Raw genomic sequence first — 22,309 nt, forward strand, 5'->3', positions numbered from 1 at the left:
GAGGTCGCGAGCGGGAATAGGAATGGTGGCGTTAACTGGCCTTTAAGCTTTTTGAGCCAGCAATTCTTGCAACAGATTCTGCGCCGTCTCCATAAAGCGCATCACATCGGGATGATGGCTCCAGATGGGGTCATTTTCAGGAAAAACCTCCAGCGAGAACATACCCTGCACTGCCTGGAGGTAGGGCAGCAGGATGGCATAGCTGGCCTGGCTGAGACCAGACCTCAGAACCTTATCCAAGAGCTTGAGCATCTGCCGTACCAGCTCCCAGCTCACTTTCAAAGGGGGGTAGAGCATCACACAGAGGGGAAACAGCTCCTGCTGGATAGCCGCCATGCTGCCTTCTAGGGCACAGAGGCCCAAGTACACCTGAAACATCTCCACATCGCGGATGCTGGAAATCCGCACGTTCAGATCTGTCAAGGGACCGCTTTCGCAGTGATAGTCCGGAAAACGTTGGGCTACCTCGGCACAAATGGACTCTGCCACGCTGGTAACCAGGGGCAAGAGCTCTTGAATAGCAGCCAAAGGCGCAGAAAAGTGATCGCCTGCCTGGGCGGCAGCGGCCTCGTACATCCTCTGCAAAGGCATGTACAGGTGGTCATCCATAACCTTCAAGTAGGGGTGGAAGAGACCCCGCTCCTGGGGCAGCAGAGCCTGCAGGACCATTTGCCCCGTGTAGTGAAATTGCATGCTTAAAAAGCCAAGTACCCGCGGATCCGGCTTGCTGTAGCGAGCCCGCAGCTGGCCACAAGATGGCGCGATCTTTACCGAAAAGCGGGCTGGTGAGAGGCCCTCCCCACAACTTGCTGCTGCCTTTTCAAATAACTCCTGGGAATCCTCGGCAATTTGCCAGGGATCAATCAAGTCCGGATCCAGCCGCTGCCTCGGTATTTCAGCAGCCAAGAGCCGCTCCGTCTTCGCCCAGGCCTGGGAGCTGGCAAAGCGCAAAGATCCCTTCACCTTGTCAGCTAGAGGGGCGCCTGGCAGCTCGCCCAAGGCAGCCTGTGCCCGTAGCTTGTCTACATATTTTTGCGCCCACAGGGTGGCCAAGCTGCAAGGTGTAACGGTTTCTGCGTCTTGCCTCAATTCTTCCATGGCCTACCTTACGTCAGAGGATCTAGTGCTACCTAGCATACTTCTAGGGGGCTACCGCTGCAGCAAAGAACTTAAGGAACGTTAAGATCCGCGCAGCAATTGTTTACGTTCTGCCTGGGCGCAAGGCGTCAGGGAAGAGGAGGAGCACTCCCTCCCGCCAGCAAGAATCTTAAAATCACCTGCAATCCGCTCGGAAAAGTGGAGTTATGTGGCAAGATCGGGAGGGATCGGGTCGAAGGATCCGGATCCCTGTCTCACCGGATTGAACCCTTTTACGGAGGATCAAGAGCGTATGTCTCTCCGACTTGGCGATACTGCTCCCAATTTCACGCAAAAGTCTACCCACGGCGAAATCGATTTCTACTCTTGGGCCGGGGATAGCTGGGTGGTGTTGTTCTCTCACCCCGCCGATTACACGCCGGTCTGCACCACAGAGCTAGGCACTGTTGCGAAGCTGATGCCCGAATTTGAAAAGCGGGGTGTGAAGGTGATCGCCCTCAGTGTGGACGATGTGGACTCCCACGTCGGCTGGGTAAAAGACATCGAGGAAACCCAGAACGCCACTTTGACCTATCCCATTTTGGCAGATGCAGACCGCAAGGTCTCTCAGCTCTACGGCATGTTGGATCAAACCAACCTCAATCAAGAAGGGCTGCCCCTGACGGTGCGCTCGGTGTTCGTTATTGATCCCAATAAGAAGATCCGCCTCATTCTCACCTACCCGGCCAGCACGGGCCGCAACTTCGACGAGCTCCTACGGGTGATCGATGCCCTACAGCTGACGGATAAGTACAATGTCGTCACCCCTGCCGACTGGAAAGACGGTGACGATGTCATCATTCCGCCTTCGCTGAAAGATCCGGAAGTGCTGAAAGAGAAGTTCCCAAAAGGCTACAAGGAAATTAAGCCCTATTTGCGGGTCACCCCTCAGCCCAACAAGTAGAAGTCTCAGCAATCGAACCTACTTTCGGCTGATCCCTTCTCTGCCGAAGCTGCGCTCCCCTCGATTTGGATCCCCGACCAGGGGATCCTTTTTTATTTCAAGCCAGATTGAGACACTTTCCCTTTGGGAGAGGGGAGTTAGGGATCCCTCATTTTGCAGTTGGGGAAAGTTTATTCTTCAAAGTTTATTCTTCGGGGAAAGAAGCCGCCTCTGTTGCTTTTTTGGCCAGCTCATCTACCATGAAGTAGCGATGAAACTTATCGGTCACCCGCAACCAAGGGGAACGGCAGCCTTCTTTGCGATAGCGGGTAACGAAGCCTTTTTCTACCAGCTCTGCCACGTGCTGATAAGCACCTTGGCCGCGCAACTCCACCAACTCCGCCTGCGAGAGCGGGCCACGCAGAATGATTGTAGCCAGGGTACGGGTAGCACCCACCCCAATTTCAGGGGGTAAAAGCTGGTTGGCCAGCTCCAAAAACGGCTCCCGCAACTGCAGGGCAAACCCCTCCTCCACCTGTAAGACCTCCAAGGCAGAATCTCGATGGGCATAGTCTTCCATTAATTCCAGCAGCGCATCGTAGGCTTCGTCGCGACTGCAATGGGCCAACTGGGCCAGGGCGGATAGCTCCAGGGGCTGCCCTTTTAAGTAGAGGATCGCTTCGATCTGATTTTTCAGGGCCAAGACACGCTCCCTCTGACCTTGCCTTTCCGCCAACAAGGGATCCGAAATCGACGTAAGACGACGCGGGGCCATTGCAACAAGGGATCCGCTCAACTTGCTCCGTAGCATAGCAGCAGTTCTAGGCTGAGGGATCCCTTGGCCAAGCGGGCCGGATCCATCCTCGCCTTCGAGCTAGAACCCTACCCCTGATGCCACCACCATCACCACCACCGCTGCAAAGATAATCAAAGCGTAAAGCTGGGCCTTGCCGCTCTCCAGGTATTTCATCGCCTCGCCGCTCACCATGGTCACCAAGCCCGTCAGGTTGACCACACCATCCACAATGCGGCTGTCCACCTCCAGCGCCTCCCGTGCCACGAAGCGGGTGCCCTGCACAAAGACTCGCTCATAGAGGTCGTCAATGTACCACTTGTTGAGGGAGAAGTAGTAGAGCGGCTGCAGGCTTTGGGGGAAGGTGCCCGGGTCGATGCGCTTTTGCCAGTAGATCAAGCTGGCCAAGGTGATGCCGATCAGCCCAATGCCCACGGAGCTACCCGCCATGATCAGAAACTCTGCCCAATCGAAATGGCCCGCCAGCACCTCCTGCCACTCTGCTGCCACCAGCGGTAAAATCGAGCCTGCCTCTGCCACAGACTCAGTCGGTGGGTGGATGAAAGCTTCAAAGAAGTTGGCAAAAGGGGTACCCACCAGGCCAATCAGCACAGAAGGGACGGCCAGAGCCAACAGCGGGAAGGTCATCGACCAAGGGGACTCATGGGGCTCTGAGGCATGGGCATCTCCGTCGTGCAGGTTTTCGTGGGCTTCAGGATGGCTGCTGGGCTGGGGTTTTTCTTGAATGTTCATGGCTCCAGGGCCAAAGGCCGGCTGTTTCCCCGCGAAAACATAGGCAAAAGCCGGCACAGGACGACCCGCGCTGACAGCCACCTCCTGCCGCAGTCTCAGGTTGGTGCCGCGAAACTCCCCTTCAAAGGTGAGGAAGTAGATGCGGAACATGTAGAAGGCAGTGATGCCGGCGGTGAGGAAGCCCACCCCCCACAAAGCTGGGTTCCGTTCGAAAACAGCGCCCAAGATCTCATCCTTAGACCAAAAGCCGGCGAAGGGCGGGATCCCACAAATGGCCAACGTGCCGATCAAAAACGTGATGGCCGTAACCGGCATGTATTTGCGCAGCCCCCCCATCAGGCGCATGTCTTGGTCCAAAACCGGGTCATGGCCGACCACCGCTTCCATGCCGTGGATAACTGAGCCAGAGCACAAAAAGAGCATCGCCTTAAAGTAGGCGTGGGTCATCAGGTGAAACAGGCCCGCCCCATAGGCGCCGCACCCCATGGCCATGACCATGTAGCCCAGCTGGGAAATGGTGGAGTAGGCCAAGCCTTTTTTGATGTCGTTTTGGGTGATGGCAATGGTGGCCCCCAAGAAGGCTGTGCCCGCCCCCGTCCAGGCGATGATGTCCATGGCCACCGGGATCCCTTCCAGCACCGGGAACATGCGGGCCAAGAGGAATACCCCAGCCGCCACCATCGTCGCCGCGTGGATGAGAGCGGAAATGGGCGTGGGGCCCTCCATGGCATCCGGCAACCACACATGCAGCGGGAACTGGGCCGACTTGGCCACCGGCCCCAAGAACACCAACACCGCAAACAGGGCAATCAAGCTGCTGCTCACCGCTCCGGCAGCCAACATCTCCTGCAAGTTGCGCCCGATCTCGTTGAACGCGAAGGTGCCGGAAATCCAGTAAAAGCCCAAAATGCCCAACAGCAGGCCGAAATCTCCCACCCGGTTGACCACAAACGCCTTTTGCGCTGCTTCTGCCGCTGCCTGCCGGTCGTGCCAAAAGCCAATGAGCAGGTAGGAGCACATCCCCACCAGCTCCCAGAAGATATAGATCTGCACCAGGTTGGGGCTGACCACCAAGCCCAGCATCGAGGAGCTAAATAAGCTCAGGTAGGCGTAGAAACGCACATAGCCGGGATCGTGGGCCATGTAGCCATGGGAGTAGATCTGCACCAGAAAGGCCACGGTGGTCACCACCACCAGCATCATGGCGCTCAGGTGATCCACGACAAAGCCCATGTCCACCGAGAAGGATCCCGCCTGGGCCCAGGTGATGGTTCTGAGGACGGTTTCGTGCCCTTGCACCTGGCTGACCAAAAGGGCAAAGGCATGAACCATCGCCGTCCCGGTCGCGAACACGCTCAAAAAGGCAGCCAAAGAGCGGTTGGCCCTTGTCCAGGCGTTGAACATCAGGATACCTAAGCCGAGGAGAAAGGCTGCCACCAAAGGATAGACGGGGATCAACCAGGCGTATGTGTAGATGAATTCCATGGGAAATGCTTCCGAATGCGTCCTCTCACAGCAACAAACCTGCTCTGCTAGCCCTGCAATTGGCCGGTGGGAGTGTCTGGTGGGCTGGCATTTGCTCAACTGCTTCTGCCATTGTAAACTTTTGCGACAGAGTGCGGATCCGGATCCCGAGCATCAAGTCCATCACAGCAGAGGCTTTTCCCAGAGATCAATCGGGATCCCCGCAGTTGAATCTGTAAATATCCTAAAGAATCGGCTCTGAGCCCAAGCCGACGGTCGCAGGCCAAAAGATGACAGGGATCCCTTGCGAGCGCTACAACGAAGGCTAGATCTACTGGCGGTCTGGAGAAACTACCCATGAGCTTGAACCTGGTGACCTTGGTGGGGCGAGCCGGCATGGATCCGGAGGTGCGCTACTTTGAGTCAGGCAAGGTGGTCTGTACTTTTAGCTTGGCGGTCAACCGATTCCGCAAAGGAGAAGACAAGCCCGATTGGTTCAGCCTAGAGTTGTGGGGCCGCACTGCCGAGGTGGCCGGAGAGTATGTGCGCAAAGGCAGCCTCATCGGGGTAACGGGCAGCCTCAAGTTCGATCGCTGGAAAGACAAATCCACCGGAGAAGAGCGCCAGAGGCCCATCATCGCTGTAGATCGCCTAGAACTGCTGGGATCCCGTCAAGACCGCGACTCCAACCTACCCCCCGAAGAGCCGTTTTGACCCGTTGGACTGGAGCTGGGCAACCTCAAGGTCCCGCTCCTTCCAAGCATCGCCTACAGGCCTGCACCACTGCTGTCAAATCCTGGCTGCACCAGGGATAGTCCAACGGGGGTCGCCGGATCACCCACAGAGGGATCCCCAGGGTTTTGGCCACTGCCTGTTTGATCCCCAGCCCACCTGCTTCCCCAGAAGCTTTGCTGATCACCACCTGAGGGCTGAACCGCTGCCAAAGCTGCAGTTCTTGCTCCAAGCTGAGGGGCAAGCGCATCCCGATCACCCGCTCGGCAGGGATCCCGGCTTGCACCGCTTGGGGAACCGATTCCGGCAGCACCCGTGCCCACAGTTGGCAGCGATCTTGCCAAGGTACAAACAGGGGCAGGGCCTTCACTCCCACCGTCAGCAGCACCCGCCGCCCCGCCAGCACCGCCTCTGTGAGCACCCCCTGCCAGTCCGGCACCACCTGGACCCAGGGATCCAGCTCTACAGGAGGGCGTTCGTAGCGCAGGTAGGGGATCCTCAGTTGAGCCGTCACCTGGATGGCCAGTTGCGAGATTTGCTGGGCAAAAGGATGAGAGGCATCCACCACTACGCGGATCCGGCGTTCTTGCAGGAATTGTTCCAGAGATGGCGGCGAAAATCGGGTGACCACCACCTGACCGGGCAAATCCTGATACAGCCTTCTGGCCCCTTCGGTGGTGACGGTTGCCACCCAAGGGATCCCCTGCCGGCTGAGGGCGTCGGCCAAGCTGCGGCTCTCGCTGGTGCCCCCGATCAAAGCCACTTCAACTGGACTACCAACTGAGCTCATGGTGTGTTGCCAAACTTTGACGCCCGTAGATACGATCAAGATCACCGGCTGGAGGCAATTGCTCATGATCGAGATGCATGTGGCTGGGATTGCGGTCGATGCCGTCAACCAAAACCCCATTGTCATCCTGCGCGATGGCAGTGAGCGTCGTGCCCTGCCCATTTGGGTGGGAAAAGCAGAGGCCAACGCCATTTTGCAGGCCCTGGACGACCAAAAGCCACTGCGCCCCATGACCCATGATCTCATCCTCAATTCCTGGAAGACGTGGGGGATCAAGCTGGAGCGAGTCATCATTCACGCGTTGCTAGATAACACCTTTTACGCGGTGCTTGTCACCGTGAATGGTGACAAAAAACAAGAGATCGACTGCCGCCCCAGCGACGCCATTGCCCTCGCCCTGCGGGCCCATGTTCCCATCTGGACGGTGGAAGAGGTCATTGCGGAAGCCTCGATCCCCATGAACCAGGATGCCGACGAGGCGGAGCGGGAGGCCTTTCGCAAGTTTGTAGAGAATGTAACCCCCAGAGACTTTATCCGCAGCTACCCCATGACCGACCATCCCACCGAAGCCGACAGTTAAGCAGCTAAGGCGGATCCCACCCCCAGGGATCCCGGCAGACAGGCCATGCCCCAGGTTGCCAGGTTAACGGTCTATCCCATCAAGTCCCTGGATGGGATCCCTCTGTCTGAGGTGAGGCTGACGGCAGGGGGGACTTTGGAGGGGGATCGGTGCTACGCCCTGGTGGATGCGGAGGGGAAGCGGGTAAACGGCAAACGCCATGCTGCAGTCCACCGCCTGCGGGCCCGGTTTGATCCCCGGTTGTGCCGGGTGCAGTTGTGGGGGGATGGCAAGGCGGCTCAGTTTGACCTGCAGCAGCAGCGGGATGCTTTGCAGACTTGGCTCAGCGATTGGTTCGGTTTTCCGGTGCAACTGCTGGAGGAGCCTCTCAGAGGGTTTCCGGATGATCCCTATGCCAACGGCCCCACCCTGATCAGCATAGCCACTCTGGAGACGGTGGCCAATTGGTTCCCCGGCCTCACCCCCGAAGAGATGCGGCAACGCTTTCGCATGAATATCGAGCTGTCGGAATGTCTGCCCTTTTGGGAGGATCGGCTCTTTGCCCAGGCAGATCAAGGGGTGCGCTTTCGCATTGGGGAAGTGGAGCTGCTGGGCCTCAACCCCTGCACCCGCTGTGTGGTGCCCACCCGGGATCCCCTGAGCGGAGAGGCCTATCCCGGTTTTCAAAAGCACTTCGTGGCGCAACGGCAGAAAACCTTGCCACCCTGGGCCGAAGCCAGCCGCTTTGACCATTTCTATCGCCTTGGGATCAATACGTGGATCCCGAGAACGGAGGCGGGCAAGCACCTGAGGGTTGGGGATCCCGTCGAAATCCTCGGGGTTGAACCCCTCAGCCTCTACCCTGAGCTGAGTCGAATCCCAGGTTAGTTTCCGACCTACAATCAAGCTAGAGCAGCTCTTTTGGCTTGACCAAGCTATGCAAACCCTGGATCGGCCCAACGCCCCCCCCCAGCAGCCCTACCCAGAACCGGTCTATCCCCGTCGCCCCACCCGCACGGTGGCCGTAGCTGATGTGTTGATCGGCAGCCAGCACCCGGTGGTGGTACAGTCCATGATTAACGAGGACACCCTCGACATCGACGCGGCAGTGGCCGGGATCCGCCGTCTGCACGAGGCAGGCTCAGAGATTGTGCGGGTTACCGTTCCCAGCATGGCCCATGCCAAGGCGATGGAGGCGATTCGGGAGAAGCTGATCCAAACCTACAAGCCGGTGCCTTTGGTAGCCGATGTCCATCACAACGGCATCAAGATCGCCCTGGAAGTAGCCAAATACGTGGACAAGGTGCGCATCAATCCAGGGTTGTTCGTCTTTGAAAAACCTCAGCCCGGTCGCACAGAATATACCCAAGCCGAATTTGAGGCCATTCGTAACAAAATCCGGGAAACTTTCACCCCCCTTGTCCAGACCCTCAAAGCCCAGAACAAAGCCCTGCGCATCGGGGTCAATCATGGATCCCTGGCAGAGCGGATGCTCTTCACCTACGGGGATACGCCTGAGGGCATGGTGGAGTCGGCCCTGGAATTTGCCCAAATCTGCGCCGAGCAAGACTTTCACAATGTGGTGCTTTCCTTCAAGGCCTCCCGCCCGCAGGTCATGTTGGCGGCCTACCGGCTGGCAGCCCGTCGCTTCGATGCCCTGGGCCTAAACTATCCCTTCCACTTAGGTGTCACCGAGGCGGGCGATGGAGAATATGGGCGCATCAAGTCGGCGGTGGGGATCGGAACCCTCTTGGCTGAAGGGATCGGCGACACGATTCGGGTTTCTCTCACGGAAGCCCCAGAGAAGGAGATCCCGGTGGCCTACGGCATTTTGCAAGCTCTGAACCTGCGCAAAACCATGGTGGAGTATGTGGCCTGCCCTTCCTGTGGCCGCACCCTCTTCAATTTGGAGGAGGTGCTGCAGAAGGTGCGCGCCGCAACCCAGCACCTGGTGGGGCTGGACATTGCCGTGATGGGCTGCATTGTCAATGGGCCGGGAGAAATGGCCGACGCCGACTACGGCTACGTAGGCAAGACGCCGGGGGTGATCTCTCTCTACCGCGGCAAAGAGGAAGTGAAAAGGGTGCCGGAATCGGAAGGCGTGCAGGCGCTGATCGATCTGATCAAAGCCGATGGGCGCTGGGTGGATCCCCCTTCTTCCCATTAACTCTGCTTCCCCCTCAAGAGGCGACCTGCCCAGCCATCCTGCCGCGCTCTTGCTTCGCTGAGAAACTGGCTAGCGGCGTTTGCCACGCAGAGCTTTGGCGCGGTTGTTCACCTGCCTCACAAACAGCGGCAGCAGGTGCGCCTGGATGTATTCAAACGCTGCTTGTAGACCTTCTTTTTCGTAAACCAGGCCGATTTCCGCCTCAACCTGCGTGGGATCCCTGAAGGCCGACAAAAATTGATTGGAGGTCAGCCAAGTGAAGAGTTCTGCGCGATTCAGGTCACAACTGGGCGGGGAAGGCACTTGCCAGTCTTGAGGTGGCCCAAGCAGCCACTGCCGGGCAAACAAGCTCAACACCGCATCCCCCAGCCAAGCCTTGTCGCGACGGGATCCCTCGTCCAATTGGGCCACCTGCTGTCTGATGGCCTGGCTGGTCGAGGAGCAATAGGATCCTGTCGGCATGGAAGTGGCAAGTGCGCAAGGACTGGCAGCAGACAAGCCCGGCGGCAAAGCGCCCCTGCCTCATTTTAAGATAGGGTCTGGCCCGTTGCAGATGGAGTGTGGCATTGTGAGGATCCTTGGAGCATGTTGTTGGAGCTAACCCCAGAAGAATGCGAATCGGTGATTCCGGTGGTGCCAACGCGCCTTCAGTATGCGGCTTACTGGAGCGATGCCCTCAAGAGCACGGGCCGCATCATCACGGCCATTTTGGTGGGTGTGGCGTTGCTGGTTCTCTCTCGCGCTTTCGGCGAGGGATCCTTTCTGGGGGCAATCGCCTTCCTGGTCGGGATCCTCTCGTTGCTCTATCCCTTCCTGTGGGGGCCGCTCTACACCATCTCCCGCCGTCAGCTAGCCTTTCGCGAGATTCCCTACGGGGGATTGTTTTTTGGGCAGGTGTTGCGCACTCGCCGCTACGAGGTGGTGGTGGAAGAGCGAGAAAAGCTGGATGAAGATGGCAACTTCTACATTGAAGAGGTGCGGGAGCGCCAGTTTGAGATGGAAATTGGCGATGAGACCGGAGTCGTCTATCGCGTGCGGGCCAAGGACGATCCCCGCTACAGGCGAATTGTCAAAAAGCAATCGGTGCTCGGGTTGGTGAAAGCCTATTCCCGCGATTTGCAGCGCCGGCCCACCTTGAGCGAGGTCTATGTGGTCAAGCTGGGGGAGTGGGTGGGAGATGTCTCCTATCTGGATCGGGAGGCTTTTTTGGATATGGCAGATGAGCTGTTGGAGCTACAGGCCCAAGGACAAGCTTGATCCCCTGGATCCCTGGTGTTCTCTGGGATGGAGGGGAAGGGATCCCTGCCTTTTTATTCTGAAACCTAAACGGCTGCCTATCCGGGAGCGCCGCTTTTAACGCTGGGTTAGCCGCATTATTGTACTGGCCAGGGGTAGGGTTGGGTAGTTTACTGTGGACTGGCGGGAGCTTTAAACTGAGGGCTGTAAGCTAAAAACAACTGCCATGGGCGATCCTCTCACCCCCCAAGTTAGCGAGCGCATCTGCAAGCACATGAACGAAGATCATGCCGATGCAATAGCCCTCTACGCCAGGGTCTTTGGCCAGGTGGAAGGAGTTACCCAAGCCCGCATGCAGGCCATTGACCCGGAAGGGATGGACTTGCAGGTGCAGGTCGACGGGGCCGTACAAACGCTGCGGATCCGCTTCGACCACCCCCTGCGGGACTCCGAGGACGCCCATCAAACCTTAATTGCCATGGTGAAGCAGGCTCGCGCTCAAGTTAAACAGGCTACAAAGTGATGAGAGATACAGTTGAGGCTTAGCTGGCCTGCTGTAGGAGCAGATCCAACTGGCCGCGAGCCTCTAGCGCGTAAAGATCGTCGCAGCCGCCGATATGCTGGTCGTTGATGAAAATTTGCGGCACCGAACGGCGGCCGTTGGCCCGCTTGGCCATTTCCGCCCGTGCTGCCTCGTCTCCATCGATGGCGTACTCGATATACTTCACGCCTTTGCGATCCAGCAGTTGCTTAGCCCGGATGCAAAAGGGACAAAAACGCCAGGTGTAAATCTCAACAGTCATAAGAAAACAACAAACGCTTTTACATAGCTTAACATTTTCACGGAGCCGGGATCCCTTTCCTTGCAAACCTGAGGTTTTCTGCCTCCCATGGTCTAGTTGGCTTCCTTCCAGTTGTGGCCAATTTGGATATCCACAACCAGCGGTATGGAGAGGGGCACCGCTCCTTCCATTTCTGTTTGGATCAGCGGTTTTAGGGCCTGCCATTCCGAGGGATCCACCTCAAACACCAGCTCATCATGCACTTGCAGGAGCAAGCGGGAACGAAAGTTCTGCAGCTTTTGCCGCAGGCGCACCATTGCTACTTTGATAATGTCCGAGGCGGATCCCTGGATGGGAGCATTCACAGCCGCCCGCAATTCGGCTTGTTTGCGATGGCCTGTCAGACGAGACAAATTGGGAAAATAGCGACGGCGACCCAAGATCGTTTCTACATAGCCATGCTTTTCCACAAAGGCTTCAGTGGAGCGCAGATAGGCAAAAATGCCGGCGTAGCGCTCGTTAAATCGCTGTAAAAATTGCTTGGCTTCCGACAAAGAAACCCCCGCAGTGCGGGCAAAGCGCTGCGCTCCCATGCCATAGATCACCCCATAGTTGATCGTTTTGGCCAGGCGGCGTTCTTCGCTGGTTATTTCCTGTTTTTCCAGGAGCAGGCGGGCGGTCAGGGTATGCACATCTTCCCCTGAGCGAAAGCCTTCCAGCAAGGCAGGTTCTTGGCTGAGGTGGGCCAAAATGCGCAGCTCAATTTGAGAGTAATCTGCTGCCGCCAATAGCCATCCCTCTTGGGGAATAAAAGCCTGTCGAATCCGGCGACTGAACTCGGTGCGAATGGGAATATTTTGCAAGTTGGGGTTTGAGGAGCTGAGCCTGCCGGTGGCAGTAACGGTTTGGTTAAAGTCGGTGTGGACTCTGCCGGTATCCCTTCTCACCAAGGCGGGCAGAGCATCCACATAGGTCGATTTTAGCTTGGCCAAGGTGCGGTATTGCACAATGGTTTCGATGAGAGGATGATCCCCCTCTAGCTTTTCTAAAACTGAGGCATCAGTGGAATAGCCAGTAGCCGTTTTGCGGGTTTTGCGAATGTCCAATTTCAGCTTTTCAAAAAGCAGGGATCCCAGTTGCTTGGGAGAATTGAGGTTGAAGGTCTCTCCAGCCTGGGCATAAGCTTTCTGCTCCAAACTTTGCAGCTCTTGTTCCAGCTCTTGGGAAAATTGCCTCAGAAACTCGGTATCAACGCGAATGCCGATCCACTCCATCTCTTCCAAAACTTGGGCCAAGGGCAGCTCGACTTGAATAAAAAGATCCCACAGGCGTGGATCGGTTTTCTGCAGCTTTTCGGTGAGGATCGGCACCAGACGATAGGCACAATAGGCATCAGTTCCGCAGTATTCTGCAACTCTGGAAATTGGGATGTCGGCGATGGACTGTTCCTTGCCCAGCAACTTTTTGTAGCTGGTGGTCGGCAAATTCAAATGGGTGGCTGCCAAATCGGCCAAGTTGTGGCTGGCTTCTGGATCCAAAACGTAGCTGGCCAACATGGGATCAAACTGGATCCCTTGCAGGCGGATCCCGTGGGCGCGGAAAATGCTCAGATCATACTTACAGTTCTGTAGGCTTTTGGGTCGGTTGGGATCTTCCCAGAGGGGCTGCAGGCTTTGTTTCACCAGCTCCCAATCCAGATTGGATCCCTGGCGGTGGCCGATGGGCAAGTAGGCGATATCTCCCTCTGACCAACAACAGCCGATCCCCACCAATTGGGCATCCCGTGGATCTAGACTGGTGGTTTCAGTATCCCAAGCTACAATCCCTGGGCAGGCCAGCAGCTCTTGCCGCAAAAGCTCCAGTTGCTCCGGCGTATCGATGATGCGCACCGCCGGCAGAGAAGGGACGGGATCGAGGGCAAAATCAAACCACAGGGCTTCGTCAGGAGCGTTTGCGGGATCCCCGGTGGGATTAAAAGCGCCAACCACCTCTGCCTCGGTTGGGATCCCCCCCAAAGCCGTTTGTATTTTGCGCACTTGGGCGATGAAGCTGTGAAACTCCAATTTTTCCAGCAGCGGCAGCAATTCTGCTTGATCAAACCCGGTTAATTTCATGCTCTCCCAGTCGGGAGAAAGAGGAACGTCGCATTTGATCCGAGCCATAAATTGCGAGTGATGGGCCGCCGGGATCCCTTCTTTGAGGTATTGCTGGACTTTTCCTTGGATCTCGTCCAGGTGGTCGAAAATTTCATCCAAACTGCCGTAGCGCTCCAGCAGCTCCACAGCTCGTTTGGGGCCGATCCCTTTCACCCCGGGAATGTTGTCAGAAGGGTCACCACAGAGGGCCTTATAATCCACCACCTGCCAAGGCCAGATGCCCAATTTTTCTTTCACTTGTTCGGGGCCAAACTCGCTGATGCGATCTTTGCTGTTGAGGTGCAAAACCCGAACTCTTCCATCGGTATCGATCAACTGGAACAGATCTTGATCGCCACTTAAGATCTGCACCCGGTAATCTTGGGGGGCTAGCCTACTGAGGGTGCCCAAAATGTCATCGGCTTCAAAACCAGGCACCACCAAAATCGGGATGCGTAGTGCCGTCAACACCTGCTTCAGGTTCTCCACATCTTCGATAAACTCCGGTGGCGTTTCCGGGCGGCCTGATTTGTAGGTTTCGTCGGCCTCGTGGCGAAAAGTGGGCTGCCGTGTATCAAAGGCAACGGCTACATGGGTAGGGGTGTATTTGTCCAAGACTTCTAACAGCGATTTCAAAAAGCCAAAGCTGACGCTGGTGGGGATCCCAGTGGAAGTGCGCAACCCCCCCTCGCGGCTGTAGGCAAAGGCGTAGAAGGAGCGATAGGCCAGAGAGTGACCATCCACCAGCAGCAGTGTTGGAGTTTGCCAAGCCATCAGCTGATACCTTGAGGGTGAATCTAGCCTATCGGATCTGGGCTATGGGCAGAAGGGATCCCACATCCGTCTCAAGAACTCGAGCGGCGGGCTGCTGCCGACACCCAATGGCAACTTCTGTAATCACAATCTGTAGGCACAATCTGTAATCACAACTGGCTAGGACGAGATCCAAAAGCCCATCGACGGGCCCGCCAACCCTGATTTCCGTTTTGCGGGCTACAATGCTCATGCCCATTTTTTCAATTGGTTGGCTCAATCGGCAATACCTAAATTTGTTACCCAGTTGATCACCCAAAGCATTGCCCTCTGGTTCTGGACAAAATACAGCCCACCACAATGCTCTTCTCTTCTCAGCAAATCCTGCCCCCATCTCTCTACCCACCCCTGCATTGGGGCCTCAAGACCCTTTTTCCCGACGGCCTGTGGGAGTTGCCGGCAGATCCCCATACCCAGCGGGTGGCTCTGACCTTTGACGATGGCCCTCACCCTGAGTACACCCCTGCTTTGTTGCAGGTTTTGATGGATTTTCAGGTGCCGGCCACGTTTTTTGTGTTGGGAGAACGGGTGCAGCGCTGGCCCCACCTGGCCCGTCAGATCCGCCAACAAGGCCACCGCATTGGCCTTCACGGCTGGCAGCATCGCTCCTTCACCCAGCTTGCCCCTGGAGAGCTTTATCAGAGCCTGAAGCGCAGCCAAACCACCCTCGTGGCTGCCTGTGGCGGGATCCCTGACGATTATCGGGCTGTGCGCCCGCCCAATGGCTTGTTTTGGCCGCAGACGCTTGCGGATTTGCGCCGTTGGGGCTTTTGTCCGGTGATGTGGAGCGTGGTGCCTGAGGATTGGCTGATCCCACCGGTATCGGTGGTAGTGGAGCGGGTGCTGGCCCAGGTGCGGCCTGGCTCCTTAATCGTGCTGCACGATGGGGTAGAGGGGGGATCCCAAGTGGCTGAGGTGACGCGGCAGTTGATCCCAACTTTGAAGAAGCGGGGATTTGAATTTGTCCACTTGCCGGATCCCTGAGATCTTTCCAGTTGGGGAGAAATTAAATACAGTAGAGGCACGCACAAGCAGGAGGGTCAGGCCATGGGCGCACGCAAGATTATCTACGGCATTTTTGGGCAACGGGCCGGCAGCGTCATCGTCGGAACTTGGAACTGGCTGTGGGGGATCCCGGTGGAGAAAGGCGGCACAGGAGCGGTGATGGTGGCGGAAGAATCCCTACGCACCATGCAGGAGACGGTTCAGCGTCTCACGGAAGCCGTTGCCACCCAAGTGGCTGCCTATCAGCGGGCTGAGCAGAAGTACATGCAAAAGGTGCGGGAGTACCAGGCCCTGGAGAACAAGGCTCGCCTGGCCGCCCAACGAGGCGATCAAGAGGCTGCCCGCCTGGCTATGTCCCAAGCGCTGCAAATTGAGGCCATTCTCGGCCCCCTTAAGGAGAACGTGGAAACTGCCGAGCGCTACGTCAACGCCGCCAAGCAAAAGCTGGCCCGCGAGAAAGAACGACTGGCCGCTTACAAGAGCGAGCTGAGCAACCTCAAAGACATCAACGAGGTGAACCAAGCTCTGGAGCAGATGACCCGCGTCAACAACTCCTACAACATCGACTCGGCCAAGTCCCAATTTGAGGCGGCAAAGAATGCTATCCAGGCTCGCCAGCTCAAATCCCGAGCCATGAGCGAACTCTCGGAAGATCGCAGCGAGCAGATTGCTGCCCAACTGGATGAAATGGCCATGGACGACGAAATCTCCCGCCGCTTGGCAATGCTCACCGGCCAAGGAGGTGCCCAGGCCAACTTGCCGATGCCGGATTTGGATTTCGAGAAGCGGCTCCCTCAATAGCGGCAGTTGCTTCCAAGCTTGGGGATCCCTCGCTTTTCAACCCACGTCGGCAACCCCGCTGCTAAGTTGCAGGGGGAGTTTTCCGTTGGGAATTGACGGTCAACGGGCTAGAGGGAGTGCGCTCGTACTAGGATGATAAAGGAACAATAGGCAACCCATCTGAGGAGAGGATCCCAGCAATGTCAGCAGCACGAGGCGCGCATTCTGCCCGATCAGGCCTGTGGCCCACTTACGCAACCAGCCTGTGGCTGTCTAGGGCGTTGTTGCTGCTCTGTGTTTGCCTCAGCTTGGTGGTTTGTGCCTGTTCCGCGGGCTCTAACCTGCGGGCCTACAGGGATCCCAGCGGAGCCTTTGCTTTTGCCTACCCCAACGGCATGGTGGCGGTCAATCTTGGGCCGGGGAAAGGGCCGGTGGTTCTCCTGCGCGACCTGGTGTACGAGACCGAGAACGTCAGCTTGATGATCGCCCCATTTGACAAAGGGGAGACGATTGCCGATCTGGGCAGCCCGGCTGAGGTGGGGCAGTTGGTGGCGGAGAAGATCATTGCTCCTGAGGGATCCGGTCGCTCGGCCAAGCTGTTGGCTGCCGAAGCCTTTGAGCGGCAGGAGCACCCCTATTACCTGCTGGAATACCAAACCGATATGGGATCCCAGCTTCGTCATGAGGTGGTGACGGTAACCGTTCGGCACCATCGCCTCTACACGCTGACAGCCTCTACCCAAGAATCCCGCTGGCCTCAGGTGCAAGCTGCCTTTAGGAACGTGGGCCGCTCTCTGAATGTTTCCTAAAGCTTTTCCTGAGAGGATTTTCTCAAGGGATTGAACCGGGTTGACGGACTTGGGTAGGTTAAGGTTGAGCCCTTTAGGGCTGAGTTATGGTCATTTTAGGTTGGGGGCGAGACGCCTGGGCTACTGAGAAAAGCCTTGTGGTTCTGGGGATTATTGCTCCGCAACGCTGACGCGAAGACGCGACCAACGTTTTGGGTGTGGGTGCAGTGTCCTAGCTTGAATCGAAATGACCCTACCTACGGGTTCCAGCCGGGCCATCTGGTGTTAAAACGTAAAACGGTAGTGTTTTAAACCTGCGGAGATGGGATCCCACCCTCTTGGGCCTGCTCTATGACCGTATACGTGGTTCAGATCAGCGACCTGCATCTGTTTGCCAAGCCCCATCACCGGCTGCTGGGGGTGGACACGGAAGCCTCTTTCCTGCAGGTGCAAAAGGCCATTGCCGCTCTGGATCCCTTGCCGGATCTGCTGCTGCTTACCGGAGATCTCTCTCAAGATGGCAGTGCGGCATCTTACGCCCGTTTGAGAGCCCATTTGCAGGCTCTCCCCATCGATACTTACTGGTTGGCAGGCAACCACGATCGCCTGCACACCATGAACCAAGAGCTCCACGCCGAGCGGCTATTTGGGGACAAGAGCTTCAGCCGGGAAAATTGGAGCTTTATTTTGTTGAACTCCCTCGTGCCCGGCAAAGATAGCGGTTACCTGACGGAGCGCACGCTGCTGTGGCTGAGACAGGAATTGCAGCGGAGCAAAGCTGCCCAACACCATGTTTTGTTGGCCCTGCACCATCCCCCTTTTTCGGTGGATTCTGCCTGGCTAGATCAAAGTGCCCTGCAGCAGCCGGAGCGGTTGTTTGGGGTTCTGGACGAGTTCGACCACATCCGCCTCGTTGTATTCGGCCATATTCACCAAGACCTGCACCGCCGGCGGGAGGGGGTTGATTACCTGGCTTGTCCCTCAACCTGTGTGCAATTTCGTCCCAAGAGCCCTCAGTTTGGCCTGGAGGTGATTCCCCCTGCCCTGAGGCAGATATGGCTGGAGCGAGATGGCAGCTTCAAAACTCAGGTTCAACGGGTGGGAGCTGCTCTGCAACGGCCCAACCTGGCCCTGAAGGGATATTAGCTCTCTTCCTCTTGAGCCTCTGCGGGGGGTAGCCCGATGGCCTGCCCCAAGCAAACGCTGGCCCCCAGCAAGGCCAACCACCCCGGCACCACTGACAGGAGGGCCACCACGGCCACCAAGGTGTTGTTTCCCCCTTGCAAAAGGCTGTAGAGCAGCATCGGCAGCGTGAGAACCCGCCCACCGCCGACAAAGAAGGTGAGCAAAAATTCGTTCCAGGAGATCAAAAAGGCAAATACCGCCCCAATGGCTGCCCCAGGGGCAATGAGGGGCAACGTTACCTGCCACCACACCTGCCAGGGATCCGCCCCCAAACAGCGGGCCTGCGCCTCGTAGCCGCGGTCGAAACGGGCGAACACACTGCCCATCACCAGAGCCATGTAGGGAATGGTGGGGATCAGATGCACCAGCACCACCCCCAGCAGGGCACCGTCTAGCCGCAGGCGAATCAGCACCCCTTGGATCCCCATCAGCACAGCCAGAGGAGAGGTGATGACGGGCAACAGCAACAGCAGGCGCAGCCAAGCGGGCACAGGATGGGTGCCCAAAACTCGTCCCGCCGGGATCCCCACCCCCAGGGCCAGCAGGGTGGTGAACAGGGCAATTTGCAAGCTCTGGCCGAAGGCTGCCCGGAACTGGGATCCCCAGCTCAGCAGTTGCTGCCAACCGGCTATGCTCCATGCCCGGGGCAGGGCATCGGGAAAATACCAGGCCCGCGTGAAGGCCCAAAGGGCCAGCACCCCAAAGGGCAAAGCCCAAAGGAGGGCCACTCCGGCCACCCCAAGGCGGAGCAGGGATCCCCCAATCCATCTGCGTCCTTTCACGGCTTTCTCCAAGGACTCCGTCCCGCTGAGCCAAACGGCAGCTGCAGAAAGGATACTCTGGCTGCAAACAGCCCTCCGATTAGGCTGACCACCGCTGCCGAGACAGCCAGCAGGATGATCCCCAGCGCCACCGCCTGCTGCCGCTGCTCCAGGTTGATGTGGGTGAAGCGCTGGTAGATCAGAACGGGCAAGGTGCGCGGGTAGGTGGGCCCTAAGAGCAAGGGAACCTCAAAGGCGCTGAAGACAAAGCCGAAGATGAGAATCCCGGTGGCCAGCAGCCCCGGCCTCAGCAAGGGCAGCGTTACATACCAAAACGTCTGGGCGGCAGAAGCCCCCAACAGACGAGCCTGTTGCTCCAGCTCGGATCCCATCCCGCGCAGCAGCGTCAGCGCCACCAGAGCGGCAAACGGGATCTCCTTCCAAAGCCAATAGAGCAACACCCCCACATAGCCGCGGTCGTTCACCCACAAGGGAAAATCCTGATCCGAGGCAATCCAGCCCAGTTGGAAGGCCAGCCGCGCCAGCCAACCGCTGGGCCCCAGCAGCAGCAGCATCCCCGCCACCCCCACCAAATGAGGAATCGGCAGCGTCAACTGGCCAAGCCAGATGGCCCACCCCCCCACCCCCCGCAACAGCAGCGCCAGCCCCAGCCCCAAAAGCAGCGCCAACCCCGTTGCCAACAGAGCGATTCTGAGGCTGAGCAACAGGGATCCCCCGACTTCCGCATCCCGCAGCAGCTCCCCATACCCCTGCAGGGTAAACCCCCTCTCGCCCAGGCCGTAGAGGCCCACACTCTGGGCCAGAGCCAGCAGCAGCCCCCCGCCGTAGAGCAGGCCCACCAACCCCAACGCCGGCAAAAGCGGCCCATACTGCCGGATCCCCTTAAGCCCCACCGGCCCAGATCCCCGTCCATTTAAGCTATTCATTGAGCCAGTCCCAAGAGCTGCCTCACGAGAGAATTCAAGATGGGAGCGGATCCCTCGACGATCAAGCGATCAAGACTGCCTAGTGCTCCACACCGCCAACGCGACCAACCATTGCGATCTTTACATCCCATGGAGAGAACCCTAGACCAGATTAACCAACGCATTGCCAAAGGCCAGGTGCGGGTGTGGACGGCCCTGGAAGCCAAAGCCAAGCTGGCCACCTTGGGGATCCAGGAAGCCTTTGAGCAGGTGGATGTGATCACCACCGGCACCTTTGAGCCAATGGAGTCTTCAGGAGCCATTGTGAACCTGGGCCATACGGATCCGCCCATCAAGATTCGCCAAGCTTGGCTGAACGGGGTACCGGCCTATGCCGGATTTGGCGCGGTGGATCTTTACCTGGGGGCAGCCCAACCCAGCGAGCAAGCGGATCAAGCCTATGGGGGCGGCCATGTCATTGCCGACCTGGTGGCGGGCAAGCGCGTCCATTTGCGGGCCATCGGCCAAGTGACCGATTGTTACCCCCGCGCCGACTACGAGACCACCCTGACTCGGGATCAGCTCAACCAGTTTTACCTGTTCAACCCCCGCAATGCCTACCAAAACTTCATCGTCGGGGTGAACGGCGGGGATCGGCCTTTGTACACCTACTTGGGTCTGTTGGAACCGCATCTGGGCAATGCCGTCTATTCCAACCCGGGAGAGCTATCCCCCTTGTTGAACGATCCCCTGTTGCGCCGGGTGGGGATCGGCAGCCGCATCTTTTTGGGAGGCGGCATCGGCTACGTCGCCTGGGAGGGCACCCAACACTTTCCATTGCAAAAGCGATTGCCCAACCAAACTCCCATCGGCCCGGCGGCCACTCTAGCCCTGATTGGGGATGCCAAGCAAATGCAGGCGGAATGGGTGAGGGGCTGCTACTTCCGCAACTACGGCCCCAGCTTGATGTTGGGGGTCGGGATCCCCATCCCCATCCTCGCTCCTGCGGATTTGGAGGCCATTGCCATTCGGGATGAGGAGTTGGTTGCCCCCGTGATTGACTTTTCCATTCCCCGCCGGGTGCGGCCCACCTTTGGCTTAGTGAGCTATGCCCAACTCAAATCTGGCCAGATCACCCTCAATGGCCGCAAGATTCGCACCGCTCCCCTGGCCAGCTTGCGCCGCTCCATACAAATTGCCGAAATCCTCAAGCAGTGGATAGAAAGCGGCCAATTTACCCTCACCCAACCTGTCGCCCCCCTGCCCCTGGATCGGGAGTTTCTCCCCCAAAACCCTCTCAGGTGACGTCCTCCCCTCAATGAATTGGGGGCCTCCTCAAGCGGATGCACGCAGCGCTTTGGTTGGGGACACCGTGCCTCCCTACTTTTGGGGTAAAGCGGCTCTCCAGAAGAACCGCTACCGGAATTCGCTGGCAGCAACTTCTCCAGGCAACCCCATCAACCCCACTTCAGGTGCTGTCTCAACAACTGAGCGTGCTGAGCCGATTGCCTCGCCCACAGGTCAGCTTGGGCAGGGCTGAGAGCTAGGCCCTCTGAGTAGCAGGCCAGCCAAGCTTGGTGTAAGGCTTCAGGATCGGTGGGCATCTCCTGCAGATCCCAGCCAGGCATGCCCAATTCCTGGAGCAGCGTTTTCACCTTGGGATCGTAGCTGAGACCAAAACAGGCGCAGCCCTCTGCCGCCGCCATCACCAATCCGTGGTAGCGCATGGTGATCGCCAGCCTGACACCCCGAAAGACTCCTTTCAATAGACAGGGATCCCGAATTTCCAGCACTTGGCTACGGTGGGGTAGGCGCTGCTGAAGCTGCTGAGCCAAGTGGTAGTCTGGCCCAAGGTCAGGGGATCCGGGAGGAGCCAGCTGAAAGGGCACGAAGAGAAGGTATGCCCCCGTGGAAGCCTGGAGACGCTGTAAACCCTGGCTCAAAGCTTCTAGACAGGCTCCAGTCAGTTGCGGATGCGGACGCAAGACCACAGCAATACGGGGCTGAGGCCACATTTCCCATTCCGGCAAGGTTTTGGACGGCAAACTCCAGACGGGATCCGGAGCCACCTGGTGAGGGATCCCCCACTCTTGCAGCCATTGGGAGGCAACCCCATCCCGCACACTGATGGCCGTGCAACCTGCCAACGAGCGACGGGCTAGTGCGCGAATCCACCCCCGCTGCAGCGGCCCGATCCCTTGGGCCCAGGCAACGGTTCTTAGCCCCCATCGCTGGGCTAGGCCCATCACCCCCAGGTAGTAGAGAGGGCTGCGCCAACTGGTGCGATCCTGCAGCAGGCCACCTCCACCCCAGATGAAAGCCTGGGCCTCCTGGAGACAGCGCCGTAAAGCCAAACTGTTGAAGCGCGGATAGGCCAGCACCCCATAGGTGGCAGCCGTTTCGGCAGGGCGACGGGAGAGCACCACCGGCTGTACGGGGCTGGGCAACTGCTCTAGCTCTCGTAAGAGAGCCAGCAACAACGCCTCATCGCCGGCATTGCCGTAGCCGTAGTAGCCACAGATCAAAACCTGTGGCCGTTTCATCGAGTCCATCTGAGTAACAGGGATCCTAACTCACCCACAGAGTCCTGTGAGGTTGGAAAAGGCCGCGACGGCAAACC

The 22,309-nt window shown here is 58.1% G+C and carries 23 protein-coding genes; 12 read left to right on the plus strand and 11 right to left on the minus strand.

Going from position 1 to position 22,309, the window contains the following annotated elements; translation table 11 throughout:
• Window positions 1-42 precede the first annotated feature (42 nt).
• Entirely contained in the window at window positions 43-1,098 is a 1,056-nt protein-coding gene (locus ACVWXZ_RS02695) for a hypothetical protein (protein WP_414381674.1), read from the minus strand.
• A 292-nt stretch (window positions 1,099-1,390) separates the two neighbouring features.
• On the opposite strand from ACVWXZ_RS02695, the gene ACVWXZ_RS02700 reads away from it, so the two are divergent.
• Window positions 1,391-2,041, plus strand: a complete 651-nt coding sequence (locus tag ACVWXZ_RS02700) for a peroxiredoxin (protein WP_414399269.1) — start codon at window positions 1,391-1,393, stop codon at window positions 2,039-2,041.
• A gap of 184 nt (window positions 2,042-2,225) precedes the next feature.
• On the opposite strand, the gene scpB is transcribed toward ACVWXZ_RS02700, so the two are convergent.
• Both scpB and ACVWXZ_RS02710 read right to left on the minus strand, forming a co-directional pair.
• Window positions 2,226-2,795 (minus strand): SMC-Scp complex subunit ScpB, encoded by a 570-nt coding sequence (gene scpB / locus ACVWXZ_RS02705; protein WP_457482125.1) that lies wholly within the window; start codon window positions 2,793-2,795, stop codon window positions 2,226-2,228.
• Window positions 2,796-2,894: 99 nt separating this feature from the next.
• Window positions 2,895-5,051 (minus strand): NAD(P)H-quinone oxidoreductase subunit 5, encoded by a 2,157-nt coding sequence (locus ACVWXZ_RS02710; protein ID WP_457482110.1) that lies wholly within the window; start codon window positions 5,049-5,051, stop codon window positions 2,895-2,897.
• Window positions 5,052-5,387: 336 nt separating this feature from the next.
• Between ACVWXZ_RS02710 and ACVWXZ_RS02715 the strand changes: the two genes are divergently transcribed.
• Window positions 5,388-5,744: a single-stranded DNA-binding protein gene (locus ACVWXZ_RS02715; protein ID WP_414350270.1), complete on the plus strand. Its 357-nt coding sequence runs from the start codon at window positions 5,388-5,390 to the stop codon at window positions 5,742-5,744.
• Window positions 5,745-5,769: 25 nt separating this feature from the next.
• Here the strand turns inward: ACVWXZ_RS02715 and ACVWXZ_RS02720 are convergent, their stop codons facing one another.
• Complete coding sequence (locus ACVWXZ_RS02720) at window positions 5,770-6,618, minus strand: cobalt-precorrin-6A reductase (RefSeq protein WP_457482111.1); 849 nt, start codon at window positions 6,616-6,618, stop codon at window positions 5,770-5,772.
• Between ACVWXZ_RS02720 and ACVWXZ_RS02725 the strand changes: the two genes are divergently transcribed.
• Genes ACVWXZ_RS02725 through ispG form a run of 3 tightly spaced genes read left to right on the plus strand, consistent with a single transcriptional unit; the run spans window position 6,617 to window position 9,278 of the window.
• On the plus strand, window positions 6,617-7,132 hold the full coding sequence (locus ACVWXZ_RS02725; RefSeq protein ID WP_011431791.1) for a bifunctional nuclease family protein: 516 nt from the start codon (window positions 6,617-6,619) through the stop codon (window positions 7,130-7,132). The two genes, ACVWXZ_RS02720 and ACVWXZ_RS02725, sit on opposite strands and share 2 nt — an antisense overlap.
• Window positions 7,133-7,177: 45 nt before the next feature.
• A complete protein-coding gene (locus tag ACVWXZ_RS02730; protein ID WP_457482112.1) occupies window positions 7,178-7,999 on the plus strand; it encodes an MOSC domain-containing protein in 822 nt (273 codons plus the stop codon).
• Window positions 8,000-8,048: 49 nt separating this feature from the next.
• A complete protein-coding gene (ispG, locus tag ACVWXZ_RS02735; RefSeq protein ID WP_457482113.1) occupies window positions 8,049-9,278 on the plus strand; it encodes a (E)-4-hydroxy-3-methylbut-2-enyl-diphosphate synthase in 1,230 nt (409 codons plus the stop codon).
• 69 nt (window positions 9,279-9,347) lie between these two features.
• On the opposite strand, the gene ACVWXZ_RS02740 is transcribed toward ispG, so the two are convergent.
• Window positions 9,348-9,740 (minus strand): hypothetical protein, encoded by a 393-nt coding sequence (locus ACVWXZ_RS02740; RefSeq protein ID WP_457482114.1) that lies wholly within the window; start codon window positions 9,738-9,740, stop codon window positions 9,348-9,350.
• Between the two features lie 123 nt (window positions 9,741-9,863).
• Between ACVWXZ_RS02740 and ACVWXZ_RS02745 the strand changes: the two genes are divergently transcribed.
• Window positions 9,864-10,535: a hypothetical protein gene (locus tag ACVWXZ_RS02745; protein ID WP_414355425.1), complete on the plus strand. Its 672-nt coding sequence runs from the start codon at window positions 9,864-9,866 to the stop codon at window positions 10,533-10,535.
• Between the two features lie 205 nt (window positions 10,536-10,740).
• The gene (locus ACVWXZ_RS02750) at window positions 10,741-11,037 is read left to right on the plus strand and encodes a DUF2470 domain-containing protein (RefSeq protein WP_414422424.1); all 297 of its coding nucleotides are present in this window, start codon (window positions 10,741-10,743) and stop codon (window positions 11,035-11,037) included.
• A 19-nt stretch (window positions 11,038-11,056) separates the two neighbouring features.
• On the opposite strand, the gene grxC is transcribed toward ACVWXZ_RS02750, so the two are convergent.
• The 3 genes from grxC to ACVWXZ_RS02765 form a co-directional block, all read right to left on the minus strand.
• Window positions 11,057-11,317 carry a glutaredoxin 3 gene (gene grxC, locus ACVWXZ_RS02755; RefSeq protein ID WP_011431797.1) on the minus strand — a complete coding sequence of 87 codons (261 nt, stop codon included), beginning with the start codon at window positions 11,315-11,317 and terminating at the stop codon, window positions 11,057-11,059.
• Window positions 11,318-11,409: 92 nt separating this feature from the next.
• On the minus strand, window positions 11,410-14,205 hold the full coding sequence (polA, locus tag ACVWXZ_RS02760; protein ID WP_457482115.1) for a DNA polymerase I: 2,796 nt from the start codon (window positions 14,203-14,205) through the stop codon (window positions 11,410-11,412).
• Window positions 14,206-14,233: 28 nt separating this feature from the next.
• Complete coding sequence (locus tag ACVWXZ_RS02765; RefSeq protein ID WP_414355428.1) at window positions 14,234-14,464, minus strand: hypothetical protein; 231 nt, start codon at window positions 14,462-14,464, stop codon at window positions 14,234-14,236.
• An 80-nt stretch (window positions 14,465-14,544) separates the two neighbouring features.
• Here ACVWXZ_RS02765 and ACVWXZ_RS02770 point away from each other — a divergent pair, with 80 nt between their 5' ends.
• The 4 genes from ACVWXZ_RS02770 (at window position 14,545) to cpdA (ending at window position 17,963) form a co-directional block, all read left to right on the plus strand.
• Window positions 14,545-15,228: a polysaccharide deacetylase family protein gene (locus ACVWXZ_RS02770; protein ID WP_457394860.1), complete on the plus strand. Its 684-nt coding sequence runs from the start codon at window positions 14,545-14,547 to the stop codon at window positions 15,226-15,228.
• A gap of 63 nt (window positions 15,229-15,291) precedes the next feature.
• Window positions 15,292-16,050, plus strand: a complete 759-nt coding sequence (locus tag ACVWXZ_RS02775; protein WP_011431800.1) for a PspA/IM30 family protein — start codon at window positions 15,292-15,294, stop codon at window positions 16,048-16,050.
• A gap of 263 nt (window positions 16,051-16,313) precedes the next feature.
• On the plus strand, window positions 16,314-16,838 hold the full coding sequence (gene psbP / locus ACVWXZ_RS02780) for a photosystem II reaction center PsbP (RefSeq protein ID WP_414355432.1): 525 nt from the start codon (window positions 16,314-16,316) through the stop codon (window positions 16,836-16,838).
• Between the two features lie 330 nt (window positions 16,839-17,168).
• Window positions 17,169-17,963, plus strand: coding sequence for a 3',5'-cyclic-AMP phosphodiesterase (gene cpdA / locus ACVWXZ_RS02785; RefSeq protein ID WP_011431802.1), 795 nt, complete (start codon window positions 17,169-17,171; stop codon window positions 17,961-17,963).
• Here cpdA and ACVWXZ_RS02790 read toward each other — a convergent pair.
• Both ACVWXZ_RS02790 and ACVWXZ_RS02795 read right to left on the minus strand, forming a co-directional pair.
• Entirely contained in the window at window positions 17,960-18,784 is an 825-nt protein-coding gene (locus ACVWXZ_RS02790; RefSeq protein ID WP_457402765.1) for an ABC transporter permease, read from the minus strand. The two genes, cpdA and ACVWXZ_RS02790, sit on opposite strands and share 4 nt — an antisense overlap.
• Complete coding sequence (locus tag ACVWXZ_RS02795; RefSeq protein WP_011431804.1) at window positions 18,781-19,710, minus strand: ABC transporter permease; 930 nt, start codon at window positions 19,708-19,710, stop codon at window positions 18,781-18,783. The genes ACVWXZ_RS02790 and ACVWXZ_RS02795 overlap by 4 nt, the downstream gene beginning before the upstream one ends.
• Before the next feature lie 129 nt (window positions 19,711-19,839).
• Between ACVWXZ_RS02795 and ACVWXZ_RS02800 the strand changes: the two genes are divergently transcribed.
• Entirely contained in the window at window positions 19,840-20,994 is a 1,155-nt protein-coding gene (locus ACVWXZ_RS02800) for a homocysteine biosynthesis protein (protein WP_414329883.1), read from the plus strand.
• 152 nt (window positions 20,995-21,146) lie between these two features.
• Here ACVWXZ_RS02800 and csaB read toward each other — a convergent pair whose 3' ends face one another.
• A complete protein-coding gene (gene csaB / locus ACVWXZ_RS02805; RefSeq protein ID WP_457402763.1) occupies window positions 21,147-22,232 on the minus strand; it encodes a polysaccharide pyruvyl transferase CsaB in 1,086 nt (361 codons plus the stop codon).
• Between the last annotated feature and the right edge of the window lie 77 nt (window positions 22,233-22,309).

The organism is Thermostichus sp. MS-CIW-38, assembly GCF_054058415.1.

Coding starts and splice junctions, on each gene's coding strand:
- ACVWXZ_RS02750 (WP_414422424.1), top strand. CDS start 10,741: ATGGGCGATCCTCTCACCCCCCAAGTTAGCGAGCGCATCTGCAAGCAC.
- ACVWXZ_RS02775 (WP_011431800.1), top strand. CDS start 15,292: ATGGGCGCACGCAAGATTATCTACGGCATTTTTGGGCAACGGGCCGGC.
- ACVWXZ_RS02715 (WP_414350270.1), top strand. CDS start 5,388: ATGAGCTTGAACCTGGTGACCTTGGTGGGGCGAGCCGGCATGGATCCG.
- polA (WP_457482115.1), bottom strand. CDS start 14,205: ATGGCTTGGCAAACTCCAACACTGCTGCTGGTGGATGGTCACTCTCTG.
- ACVWXZ_RS02770 (WP_457394860.1), top strand. CDS start 14,545: ATGCTCTTCTCTTCTCAGCAAATCCTGCCCCCATCTCTCTACCCACCC.
- ACVWXZ_RS02710 (WP_457482110.1), bottom strand. CDS start 5,051: ATGGAATTCATCTACACATACGCCTGGTTGATCCCCGTCTATCCTTTG.
- ACVWXZ_RS02700 (WP_414399269.1), top strand. CDS start 1,391: ATGTCTCTCCGACTTGGCGATACTGCTCCCAATTTCACGCAAAAGTCT.
- csaB (WP_457402763.1), bottom strand. CDS start 22,232: ATGAAACGGCCACAGGTTTTGATCTGTGGCTACTACGGCTACGGCAAT.
- cpdA (WP_011431802.1), top strand. CDS start 17,169: ATGACCGTATACGTGGTTCAGATCAGCGACCTGCATCTGTTTGCCAAG.
- ACVWXZ_RS02745 (WP_414355425.1), top strand. CDS start 9,864: ATGTTGTTGGAGCTAACCCCAGAAGAATGCGAATCGGTGATTCCGGTG.
- ACVWXZ_RS02730 (WP_457482112.1), top strand. CDS start 7,178: ATGCCCCAGGTTGCCAGGTTAACGGTCTATCCCATCAAGTCCCTGGAT.
- ACVWXZ_RS02720 (WP_457482111.1), bottom strand. CDS start 6,618: ATGAGCAATTGCCTCCAGCCGGTGATCTTGATCGTATCTACGGGCGTC.
- ACVWXZ_RS02695 (WP_414381674.1), bottom strand. CDS start 1,098: ATGGAAGAATTGAGGCAAGACGCAGAAACCGTTACACCTTGCAGCTTG.
- ACVWXZ_RS02795 (WP_011431804.1), bottom strand. CDS start 19,710: ATGAATAGCTTAAATGGACGGGGATCTGGGCCGGTGGGGCTTAAGGGG.
- ispG (WP_457482113.1), top strand. CDS start 8,049: ATGCAAACCCTGGATCGGCCCAACGCCCCCCCCCAGCAGCCCTACCCA.
- scpB (WP_457482125.1), bottom strand. CDS start 2,795: ATGGCCCCGCGTCGTCTTACGTCGATTTCGGATCCCTTGTTGGCGGAA.
- ACVWXZ_RS02800 (WP_414329883.1), top strand. CDS start 19,840: ATGGAGAGAACCCTAGACCAGATTAACCAACGCATTGCCAAAGGCCAG.
- grxC (WP_011431797.1), bottom strand. CDS start 11,317: ATGACTGTTGAGATTTACACCTGGCGTTTTTGTCCCTTTTGCATCCGG.
- ACVWXZ_RS02725 (WP_011431791.1), top strand. CDS start 6,617: ATGATCGAGATGCATGTGGCTGGGATTGCGGTCGATGCCGTCAACCAA.
- ACVWXZ_RS02740 (WP_457482114.1), bottom strand. CDS start 9,740: ATGCCGACAGGATCCTATTGCTCCTCGACCAGCCAGGCCATCAGACAG.